We start from the raw sequence: 11,232 nt of genomic DNA on the forward strand, positions 1-11,232 counted from the left end.
CATTACTTCAGGTTGAGTGCGCGCTTGACGCCCTCGCCATAAGCCGGATCGGCCTTGGTGAAGTGCTCCAGCTGCATCCGCACGATGTTTTCCGGCACGCCCTGCATGGCTGCCGCAATGTTCGCGTAAAGACGCTGGCGCTGGGCCTCGTCGAACAGGCGGAACAGCGCGCCGGGCTGGCTGTAGTAATCGCTGTCGACACGGTGGTCGAAGCGGTCGGCCGCGCCATCCAGGGCCAGGGGCGGCTCGATGGCGCGCTCGCTGGCGGCGTAGGCGCCCTCGCGGTTCGGCTCGTAGTTGAGCTTGCCGCCCTGGTTGCCGTCCACGCGCATCGCGCCATCGCGGTGGAAGGTATTGTGGAAGGGGCACTTGGGCGCGTTCACCGGGATCTGGTTGTGGTTCACGCCCAGGCGGTAGCGCTGCGTGTCGCCGTACGAGAACAGCCGGCCCTGCAGCATCTTGTCGGGCGAGAAGCCAATACCCGGCACGATGTTGGAAGGGTTCATCGCCACCTGCTCCACCTCGGCAAAGTAGTTGTCCGGGTTGCGGTTGAGCTCCATCACGCCGACGTCGATCAGCGGATAGTCCTTGTGCGGCCACACCTTGGTGAGGTCGAACGGGTTGATGTGGTACTTGGCCGCATCGGCTTCGGGCATGACCTGCACGCGCACGTTCCAGCGCGGGAAGTTGCCGCGCTCGATGTTCTCGAACAGGTCGCGCTGCGCGCTCTCGCGGTCGCCCGCCACCACCTTGGCCGCTTCCTCGTTGGTCCAGTTGGCGATGCCCTGCTGCGACTTGAAGTGGAACTTCACCCAGAAACGCTCGTTGGCCGCATTGATGAACGAGAAGGTATGCGAGCCGAAACCATGGATCCGGCGATAGTTCTGCGGCAGGCCACGGTCGCTCATCAGGATGGTGACCTGGTGCAGCGATTCCGGATGGCGCGACCAGAAATCCCAGACGGCAATCGGGTCGCGCAGGTTGGTGCGCGGATTGCGTTTTTGCGTGTGGATGAAATCCGGGAATTTCAGCGGGTCGCGCACGAAGAACACCGGCGTGTTGTTGCCCACCACGTCCCAGTTGCCTTCATCGGTATAGAACTTGACCGAGAACCCGCGCACATCGCGCTCGGCATCCGCCGCGCCGCGCTCGCCCGCCACCGTGGAGAAGCGCATGAACATCGGCGTCTCCTTGCCAACGCTGGCAAAGATCGAGGCCTTGGAAAAGCGCGTGATGTCGTGGGTCACCGTGAACTTGCCGTGCGCGCCCGAGCCCTTGGCGTGCACGCGCCGCTCGGGGATGACTTCACGGTCGAAGTGAGCGAGCTTCTCCAGGAACCACACGTCTTGCAGCAGCATCGGGCCGCGCGGGCCGGCGGTCTGCGAATTCTGGTTGTCGGCTACCGGCGCGCCAGCGGCGGTGGTGAGAGTGTCCTTGTTCTTGCTCATCTTGGCCTCATTTTTCGTGGGGGTGGAACGGGGAGTCTGGCTAGGGCGGGTTGCGGCAAAGCCGCGGCAAAATGTCAGTACACCGTGGCGTAACAGGCCAGGCAGTCGGCCATGCGGCCGGCCAGTGCGCTCAGAAGCTCGCCGGCGGCGGTCAAGCTGGGTTTTTCGCCTTTCATGTGCGACTCCTTGTGGATGACAGCGCGCAATGCGTCGATGGAGGAAGTCTACGGAAAGGCTATTGAATTTCAAATTCAATTATTTCTAACTATGAAATAGAACATGCCTATTCCTGCCCGCGCGCCAGCATGGCATAGGGCAAAGACACAGTGAATTTAGAAAAATCGAGGGAGGAGAAAAAACAAGGCAGGGCAAAGCGTGCTGCCGGCGCAAAGCGCCGGCAGGCAGGGCGCGCTCAGGCGGCTTCAGCCAGTTCCTTGGCGGCCAGCATGCTGACGCCGGGCAAGTCGCAGGCAGCCACCGCGCGGCGCAACGCTTCCATGGCCGGCAGGCGGGTAAAGCTCTTGCGCCAGGCCAGCACCACGCGCCGGTCGGGCACGGGATCGGTAAAGGGCACGTAGGCCAGCAGGTCGTTCTTGTTGGGCTTCAGGTCCGGCACCGAAGTCCGCGGCAGCACCGTGATGCCAACGCCACTTGCGACCATATGGCGGATGGTTTCGAGCGAGGAGCCTTCGAAGGTCTTCTGGATGCCGTCGGCCGCCTGCGAGAAGCGCGACAGCTCCGGGCATACGCCCAGCACCTGGTCGCGGAAGCAATGCCCACTGCCCAGCAGCAGCATGGTTTGCTGCTTGAGTTCGTCGGGATCCACCTTCCCGGCATGTTCCAGATGGTGGCCACGCGGCACCGCCACGACGAAAGGCTCGTCATACAGCGGCTGCACGGTCAGCCCGGAATCGGCAAAGGGCTCGGCCATGATGGCGCAATCGATCTCGCCCTGCTTGAGCAGCTCGATCAGCTTGACCGTGTAGTTCTCCTGCAGCATCAGCGGCATCTGCGGCACGGTCTGGATCATTTCCTTGACCAGCGTGGGCAGCAGGTAGGGCCCGATGGTGTAGATCACGCCAAGCCGCAGCGGCCCGGCCAGCGGGTCCTTGCCCTGCTTGGCGATCTCGCGGATGGCCATGGTCTGCTCCAGCACGCGCTGGGCCTGCGCCACGATCTGCTCGCCGATCGGCGTCACCGAGACTTCGGACGTGCCGCGCTCGAAGATCTGCACATTGAGTTCGTCTTCCAGCTTCTTGATCGCCACCGACAGCGTCGGCTGCGACACGAAGCAAGCTTCGGCCGCCCGGCCGAAATGGCGCTCGCGCGCTACGGCGACGATGTACTTGAGTTCGGTGAGCGTCATGACTTATCAATTTCCGTTAAGCGATAGATTTTACCTTCGATTCGACGTTCTGTCAGACATGACAAGCAAAGCGGCGCAGGCGATACCTGACCGCTTGCGCCAGGTGAGTCCCCTTCGTCACATCAGGCCTTCAGGTAATGCTCCCTGCCACCCAGCCAGCGCAGCAGGTGCGCTTCAACCGCCTCCGGAAAGCGCGCCAGCATCAGCTCGGCGGCCTCCTGGGCATAATCGACCAGCCAGGCGTCGGTGTTCAGATCGGCGAAACGCAGCATTGCCTCGCCGGACTGGCGCGCGCCGAGGAACTCGCCGGGACCGCGTATCTGCAGATCGCGCCGGGCAATCTCGAAGCCGTCGGTGGTCTCGCGCATGGTCGCCAGGCGCTCGCGCCCGGTGGGCGACAGCGGTGCCTGGTACATCAGCAGGCAGACCGATTCCGCGCTGCCCCGCCCTACCCGGCCGCGCAACTGGTGCAACTGCGCCAGGCCAAAGCGCTCGGCATGCTCGATCACCATCAACGAGGCGTTGGGCACGTCCACTCCCACCTCGATCACGGTGGTGGCTACCAGCACCTGCAGCCGGTTGGCAGTGAAGTCTTCCATCACCGCAGCCTTCTCCGCCGGCGGCAGGCGCCCGTGCACCAGTCCAACCTTGAGCTCGGGCAAGGCGGCGACCAGGGTTTCATAGGTTTCCACCGCGGTCTGCAGTTGCAGCGCCTCGCTCTCTTCGATCAGCGGGCAGACCCAGTAGACCTGGCGGCCATCGGCGGCGGCGTGGTGCACACGCTCGATCACCTCGTCGCGGCGCGCGTCGTTGACCAGCCGGGTCACCACCGGAGTGCGTCCAGGCGGCAATTCGTCGATCACCGAGACGTCGAGGTCGGCGTAGTAGGTCATGGCCAGCGTGCGCGGGATCGGCGTGGCCGACATCATCAGCTGGTGCGGTACGGTTTCCGCGGCCTTGCCAGCCTTGCCCGGCGCGGCGGCGGCATCGGGGTCCGCCTTGCCGCGCAGCGCCAGCCGCTGGGCCACGCCGAAGCGATGCTGCTCATCGACCACGGACAAGCCCAGGCGGGCAAACTTGACGCTGTCCTGGATCAGCGCGTGGGTGCCGATGGCCAGCTTGGCCTCGCCGGACTCGACCTTGGCCGCGGCCTCGCGCTTGGCGCGCGTCTTCAGGCTGCCGGCCAACCACACCACCGGCACGCCCAGCGGCTCCAGCCAGGCGGAGAGCTTGCGGTAATGCTGCTCGGCCAGGATTTCGGTGGGTGCCATCAGCGCGGCCTGGTAGCCGGCATCAATGGCCTGGCAGGCGGCCAGCGCCGCCACGATGGTCTTGCCGCTGCCGACGTCGCCCTGCAGCAGGCGGTGCATCGGGTGGGGCGCGCCCATGTCCTTGGCGATCTCTTCCACCACGCGCTGCTGCGCGCCGGTCAGCTTGAACGGCAGCGCGGCCAGGAAGGCGGTCAGCAGGCCGCCCGCGCGGCGTGGCATGGGTGGCGCGCTCTTGTCGCGCCGCGCCGCCTGGGAGCGCTTGAGGGAGAGCTGCTGCGCCAGCAGCTCATCGAGCTTGATACGTTGCCAGGCCGGGTGCGAGCGCTCAACCAGCGCATGCTCGTCCACATCCTGGGGCGGTGTGTGCAGCAGGCGCAGGCACTCCGGCAAGGCTTGCAGCTTGAGCTGGGCCAGCGGGCCTTGCAGCACGGGCGCTGGCAGGGTCTCGGGCAGCGGCGTGCGTGACAGCGCGCCGCCGATGGCCTTGCGCAAGTAGCTCTGCGGGATGCCGGCGGTGCTCGGGTAGACCGGGGTCAGCCGCTCGGGCAGCGCCTCGCCGGGCGTCACCGCGCGCACCGTGGGATGGACCATCTCCGCGCCGAAGAAGCCGCCGCGCAGCTCGCCGCGCACCCGCAGGCAGGCGCCTTCGGCCATCAACTGGGTCTGGCTGCCGTAGAAATTAATGAACCGCAGCGTCAGCTCGCCGGTATCGTCGGCGATCTTGACCACCATCTGGCGGCGCGGGCGCAGGCTGACCTCGTTGGAGGTGACCACGCCCTCGACCTGCACCGTCAGCCCCATGCCCGCGCGCCCGATGGCATCGGCGATCGGCAGCAGCGTGGTCTCGTCCTCGTAGCGCATGGGCAGGTGCAGCACCAGGTCGACGTCGCGCTTGAGCCCGAGCTTGTGCAGCCGGGCCATGGCCGAGGACGGCTTGCCGGCGGCAGCGCCCTTGGCCGCCGCCTTGCCCGCACGGCCCGGCTTGTCCCCGGCGCGCGCCGCGGGCGGGCTGTCGTTGGTTTCCGGGGTTCGGTCGGGAGCGGTTCCTGGCATCTGGGGCGTGGCTGGCGATTCGGGTCGGGGCGCGCGCCAGGTGGCACGCGCTGGTTGGCGCAAATAGGCGATATCACGCACGCCCGGGCGGCGCAGCCGCCCCAAGCCTTACAATATCGGATTCACCGATTGTACCTATGCCGGCCGCGCCACCGCGCGGTCTGCGGCCGTTTTTGCCCCCATGATGCTGACGCTGTCCGATTTTGACTTTGCCCTCCCGCCCGAACTGATCGCCCAGACCGCCTTGCCGGAGCGCGGCGCGAGCCGTCTGCTGGTGGTGGATACGGACGCCCGGGTGGGCACCACCCGCCTCACAGACCGCGCGTTTACCGACATCGTCGACTACCTGCGACCCAACGATTTGCTGGTGTTCAATGACACCCGCGTCATCAAGGCGCGCTTCTTCGGGCAAAAGGGCAGCGGCGGCAAGGTCGAGGTGCTGGTCGAGCGGGTATTGGACAGCCACACCGTGCTGGCCCAGGTGCGTGCCTCAAAGACGCCGCCCGTGGGCAGCCTGCTGCGCCTGGCGGATGCCTTCGACGTCACTGTGGGCCCGCGCGTGGACCAGTTCTTCACGCTCACCTTCCCCGAGCCGGCGCTGGACCTGATCGAGCGCCACGGCCGCCTGCCGTTGCCGCCATACATCACCCACGATCCCGACGCCTTCGACGAAACCCGGTACCAGACGGTCTACGCCCGCGCCCCCGGCGCGGTGGCCGCACCCACCGCCGGACTGCATTTCGACGAGGCCCTGTTCGCCCGGCTCGACGCACTGGGCGTGCGCCGCGGCTTCCTGACCCTGCACGTGGGCGCCGGCACCTTCCAGCCGGTGCGCACCGAGAACCTGGCCGAGCACAAGATGCACGCCGAGTGGTACGAGGTGTCGGATGCGCTGGCCCAGGCCGTGCTCGACACGCGCGCCGCCGGGGGCCGGGTGATCGCGGTCGGCACCACGTCCCTGCGTGCGCTGGAGTCCGCCGGCGCCACCGATGGCACGCTGGCCGCCGGCCGTGGCGACACCGAGATCTTCATCACGCCTGGCTACCGTTTCCGCGTGGTCGATGCGCTGATCACCAATTTCCACCTGCCCAAGTCGACCTTGCTGATGCTGGTGTCGGCGCTGGCCGGGGTGGAGCCCATCCGCGCCGCCTACCGCCATGCGGTGGCCGAGCGCTACCGCTTCTTCAGCTACGGCGACGCCATGCTGCTGACGCGCCAGCCCTGAGCGCGCCGCGCCAGCCCGAACCTGAATCCCGAATCCCGCCATGCTCAACTTCGAACTGCTCACCACCGACGGCAACGCCCGCCGCGGCCGCGTCACCCTCAACCACGGCGTGGTCGAGACCCCGATCTTCATGCCGGTCGGCACCTACGGCTCGGTCAAGGCGATGTCGCCACTCGAGCTCGGTGAGATCAACGCCCAGATCATCCTGGGCAATACCTTCCACCTGTGGCTGCGCCCCGGGCTGGACGTGGTGGAAAAGCACGGTGGCCTGCACCGCTTCATGGGCTGGGACAAGCCGATCCTGACCGATTCGGGCGGTTTCCAGGTGTTTTCGCTGGGCGCGCTGCGCAAGATCACCGAGGATGGCGTGACCTTTGCCTCGCCGGTCAACGGCGACAAGCTGTTCCTGTCGCCCGAGATCTCGATGCAGATCCAGCGCACGCTGAACTCCGACATCGTGATGCAGTTCGACGAATGCACGCCGTACGAAATCGACGGCCGCCCCGCCACCCACGCGGAAGCGGCCGCCTCCATGCGCATGAGCCTGCGCTGGGCCAAGCGCTCGATCGACGAGTTCAACAGCCTGGGCAACCCCAACGCGCTGTTCGGCATTGTCCAGGGCGGCATGTTCGAGGACCTGCGCGACGAGTCGCTGGCCGGCCTGTCGGAGCTGGACTTCCACGGCTACGCCATCGGCGGCCTGTCGGTCGGCGAGCCCAAGGAAGACATGATGCGCGTGCTGGAGCACGTGGGCCCGCGCCTGCCCGCGCACAAGCCGCACTACCTGATGGGCGTGGGCACGCCCGAAGACCTGGTGGCCGGCGTGGCGTCGGGTGTGGACATGTTCGACTGCGTGATGCCGACCCGCAATGCCCGCAACGGCTGGCTGTTCACGCGCTTTGGCGACGTCAAGATCAAGAATGCCGTCCACCGCAACGACACCCGCCCGCTGGACGAGTCCTGCGGCTGCTATACCTGCCGCAACTTCTCGCGCTCCTACCTGCACCACCTGCACCGGGTTGGCGAGATTCTGGGTGCGCGCCTTAACACCATCCATAACCTGCATTACTACCTGGAACTGATGAGCGAGATGCGCGAAGCCATCGAGGAACACCGCTTCGAGGCCTTCCGCCTTCAGTTCGCCGCCGATCGCGCGCGCGGGGCGCAGTCGGCCACGCCCGCCCCGGCGTGAACTTTCTGCACAGCTCCGGTCGAATAGCGGTGCCTGCAGCTGCCAAGCGGCTCGCAAGGCGCCCCGAACAAACCCGTACTGCACCGTAAATGCCCGGATCGGGCATGGAATGCGGTTGCAAGCGGGTGGTAGAATGATCGACTAACTGATTGACTTTGTGACGGAGAAGCAACGTGCTGATTTCTAACGCATTTGCCCAGACTGCCGGTGCCACCGGCGGCGCGGCGGGTGGCCTGATGAGTTTCCTGCCTATTATCCTGATGTTCGCGGTGCTGTGGTTCATCATGATCCGCCCGCAGATGAAGCGCCAGAAAGAATCGAAGGCAATGCTGGAAGCCCTGGCCAAGAACGATGAAGTCGTGACCGCCGGCGGCATTCTCGGCCGTGTCACCAAGGTCAACGAACAATACGTGACCATCGAAATCGCCGCGGGCACCGAAATCACGGTGCAAAAGAGCGCGGTTACCACGGTGCTGCCCAAGGGCTCGCTGAAGTCGCTCTGAGCACCGCGGCCGCGGGCGTGGCGTTGCTTGACTCAGGCGCCGCCCAGCTTCTCCCGCACCGCCTGCCTGCTTTTTCGCCCTTCCCGGCACGCCTTTAGCGCGCGTGCCCCTGCAGCCGCCTGATCCAGCACGGGTTATCCGTGGATGCCAGGCGGCTGTTTGCCAACCGGTGCGGTGGTGCCAACTGCCCGCTGACGGTCTCGTCGGCGCCACCAACCGAAGAACGACTGGCCAAAGATGAATCGTTATCCGCTTTGGAAATACCTCGTGATCCTGGTGGCTCTGGCCATCGGCATCACCTATACGCTGCCGAACTTCTTCGGCGAGGCGCCTGCCGTGCAGGTCTCCTCCGCCAAGGCCACGGTCAAGGTCGACCTGGCCATGCAAAAGCAGATCGAGCAGGTGCTGGCGCAGAACAACCTGCAGCCCGACGGCATGTTCTTTGACCTGAACGGCCAGTCCGGCTCGGTCAAGGCGCGCTTCAAGACGCCCGACGAGCAGCTCAAGGCCAAGGACGTGCTGACCCGCGCGCTCAACCCCGACCCCAATGACGCCACCTACGTGGTCGCGCTGAACCTGCTGTCGGGCTCGCCGCGCTGGCTCACCGCCATGCACGCGCTGCCGATGTACCTGGGGCTGGACTTGCGCGGCGGCGTGCACTTCCTGCTGCAAGTGGACATGAAGGGCGCGGTCGACAAGAAGCTCGACAGCCTGGCCGGCGACGCGCGCACCCTGCTGCGCGACAAGGGCATCCGCCATGGCGGCATCGACCGTGACGGCGACCGCCTGACGGTGCGCTTCAACAATGCCGACGACGCCGCCAAGGCGCGCGGCATCCTGGCCGACAACCTGCGCGAGCTGGCGTTCACCCCGGATGGCAACAACATCTCCGGCGTGTTCACCGATGCGGCCCGCAAGGCGGTGCAGGATGCGGCGGTCAAGCAGAACATCACCACCCTGCACAACCGGGTCAACGAGCTCGGCGTGGCCGAGCCGGTGATCCAGCAACAAGGCGCCGACCGCATCGTGGTGCAGTTGCCTGGCGTGCAGGACACCGCAAAGGCCAAGGACATCATCGGCCGCACCGCCACGCTGGAAGCCCGCCTGGCCGACCCCGACGCGCCGCGCAACCCGCGCCCGGGCGACCCGATCCCCTTCGGCAGCGAGCTGTTCACGCAAGGCAACGGCGCCCCGGTGGTGCTCAAGAAGCAGGTGATCTTCACCGGCGACCGCATTGAAAGCGCTTCGGCCGGCTTCGACCAGAACCAGCGCGCCTCGGTCAACATCAAGCTCGACGCTCAGGGTGGCCGCGTGCTGCGCGACGTCTCGCGCGAGAACATCGGCAAGCCGATGGGCATCGTGCTGTTCGAGAAGGGCAAGGGCGAAGTGCTGACGGTGGCAACGATCCAGTCCGAACTGGGCTCCAGCTTCCAGATCACCGGTTCGTACTCCACCGAAGCCGCCAACGACCTGGCCCTGCTGCTGCGCGCCGGCTCGCTGGCCGCGCCGATGGAAATCATCGAAGAACGCACCATCGGCCCGTCGCTGGGCGCGGACAACATCAAGAAGGGCTTTGACTCGGTGGCCTACGGCTTTGGCGCCATCGCCGTCTTCATGATGCTGTACTACATGCTGTTCGGCGTGTTCTCGGTGGCCGCGCTGGCCATCAACCTGCTGCTGCTGGTGGCGGTGCTGTCGATGCTGCAGGCTACGCTGACGCTGCCCGGCATCGCCGCTATCGCGCTGGTGCTCGGCATGGCCATTGACGCCAACGTGCTGATCAACGAGCGGATCCGCGAGGAACTGCGCGCCGGCGCTTCGCCGCAGATGGCGATCGCCGTCGGCTTCGACCGCGCCTGGGCCACCATCCTGGACTCCAACGTGACCACCCTGATCGCGGGCCTGGCGCTGCTGGCCTTCGGCTCCGGCCCGGTGCGCGGCTTTGCCGTGGTGCACTGCCTGGGCATCATGACCTCGATGTTCTCGGCGGTGTTCTTCAACCGCGGCCTGGTGAACCTCTGGTACGGCCGCAAGAAGAAGCTGCAAAGCGTAGCGATCGGCCAGATCTGGAAGCCGGGCTCGGACAGCCAGGGCACCGTCGCCAAGTAAGCATCATGGATGTCCGCGCGCACAGAACGCGCATGGACATCCAACCAGCATAGAACGGCAGCAGGCGCTGCCGTACAAAACAGGATTCAACATGGAATTCTTCCGCATCCGGCGCGATATTCCGTTCATGAAGCACGCGTTGATCTTCAACGTGATTTCCTTCCTGACGTTTGCCGCCGCCGTATTCTTCCTGGCACACAAGGGCCTGCACCTGTCGATCGAGTTCACCGGCGGCACGGTGATGGAGGTCAACTACCAGCAGACGGCCGACCTGGAGCGCATCCGCGGCCAGGTCAGCAAGCTTGGCTACACCGACGTGCAGGTGCAGAATTTCGGCACCTCGCGCGACGTGATGATCCGCCTGCCGCTGCAAAAGGGTCCGGACGGCAAGCCCGCCACCTCGGCCCAGCAGAGCGAGCAGGTCATGACGGCGCTGCAGACTGCCGCGCCTGACGTCAAGCTCCAGCGTGTCGAGTTCGTCGGCCCGCAGGTGGGCAAGGAACTAGCCACCGACGGTCTGCTGGCGCTGCTGTGCGTGGTGGCCGGCATCGTGATCTACCTGTCGTTCCGCTTCGAGTGGAAGTTCGCAGTGGCCGGCATCATCGCCAACCTGCACGACGTGGTGATCATCCTGGGCTTCTTCGCCTTCTTCCAGTGGGAATTCTCGCTGTCGGTGCTGGCGGCAATCCTGGCGGTGCTGGGTTACTCGGTGAACGAATCGGTGGTGATTTTCGACCGGATTCGCGAAAACTTCCGCAAGTACCGCAAGATGACCACGCACGAGATCATCGATAACGCGATCACCAGCACCATCTCGCGGACCATCATCACCCACGGCTCGACCGAAATGATGGTGCTGTCGATGTTCTTCTTCGGCGGCCCCACCCTGCACTACTTCGCGCTGGCGCTGACCGTCGGTATCTTGTTCGGCATCTACTCCTCGGTGTTCGTCGCCGCGGCGCTGGCCATGTGGCTGGGCGTCAAGCGCGAGGACCTGGTCAAGGGCGAGAAGAAGCCGGGCGACGTCGACCGCGACGACCCGAACTTCGGCGCCCAGGCCTGACG

8 protein-coding genes are annotated in these 11,232 nt (G+C 65.8%); 5 read left to right on the forward strand and 3 right to left on the reverse strand.

The annotated features are described in order from the left end of the window. Positions 1–2: 2 nt before the first annotated feature. The 3 genes from AC1RQK_RS05530 to recG all read right to left on the reverse strand — a co-directional run bounded on the left by AC1RQK_RS05530 (position 3) and on the right by recG (position 5,138). Positions 3–1,448: a catalase gene (locus tag AC1RQK_RS05530; RefSeq protein WP_492807974.1), complete on the reverse strand. Its 1,446-nt coding sequence runs from the start codon at positions 1,446–1,448 to the stop codon at positions 3–5. 412 nt (positions 1,449–1,860) lie between these two features. Next, positions 1,861–2,814 (reverse strand): LysR substrate-binding domain-containing protein, encoded by a 954-nt coding sequence (locus AC1RQK_RS05535; protein ID WP_043349480.1) that lies wholly within the window; start codon positions 2,812–2,814, stop codon positions 1,861–1,863. Between the two features lie 122 nt (positions 2,815–2,936). Continuing rightward, positions 2,937–5,138: an ATP-dependent DNA helicase RecG gene (recG, locus tag AC1RQK_RS05540; protein ID WP_492372953.1), complete on the reverse strand. Its 2,202-nt coding sequence runs from the start codon at positions 5,136–5,138 to the stop codon at positions 2,937–2,939. Positions 5,139–5,322: 184 nt separating this feature from the next. Here recG and queA point away from each other — a divergent pair, with 184 nt between their 5' ends. The 5 genes from queA (at position 5,323) to secF (ending at position 11,230) form a co-directional block, all read left to right on the forward strand. After that, positions 5,323–6,363 carry a tRNA preQ1(34) S-adenosylmethionine ribosyltransferase-isomerase QueA gene (gene queA / locus AC1RQK_RS05545; protein WP_492808109.1) on the forward strand — a complete coding sequence of 347 codons (1,041 nt, stop codon included), beginning with the start codon at positions 5,323–5,325 and terminating at the stop codon, positions 6,361–6,363. A gap of 40 nt (positions 6,364–6,403) precedes the next feature. Then, positions 6,404–7,555: a tRNA guanosine(34) transglycosylase Tgt gene (gene tgt / locus AC1RQK_RS05550; protein ID WP_492807975.1), complete on the forward strand. Its 1,152-nt coding sequence runs from the start codon at positions 6,404–6,406 to the stop codon at positions 7,553–7,555. A 173-nt stretch (positions 7,556–7,728) separates the two neighbouring features. Continuing rightward, positions 7,729–8,058, forward strand: coding sequence for a preprotein translocase subunit YajC (gene yajC / locus AC1RQK_RS05555; protein ID WP_441636490.1), 330 nt, complete (start codon positions 7,729–7,731; stop codon positions 8,056–8,058). A gap of 237 nt (positions 8,059–8,295) precedes the next feature. Beyond that, positions 8,296–10,167 (forward strand): protein translocase subunit SecD, encoded by a 1,872-nt coding sequence (gene secD, locus AC1RQK_RS05560; protein ID WP_492372952.1) that lies wholly within the window; start codon positions 8,296–8,298, stop codon positions 10,165–10,167. A gap of 91 nt (positions 10,168–10,258) precedes the next feature. Continuing rightward, on the forward strand, positions 10,259–11,230 hold the full coding sequence (gene secF, locus AC1RQK_RS05565; RefSeq protein ID WP_459371956.1) for a protein translocase subunit SecF: 972 nt from the start codon (positions 10,259–10,261) through the stop codon (positions 11,228–11,230). The last annotated feature ends 2 nt before the right edge of the window (positions 11,231–11,232 follow it).

The sequence above is a fragment of the Cupriavidus sp. GW822-FHT02D05 genome (assembly GCF_058802485.1).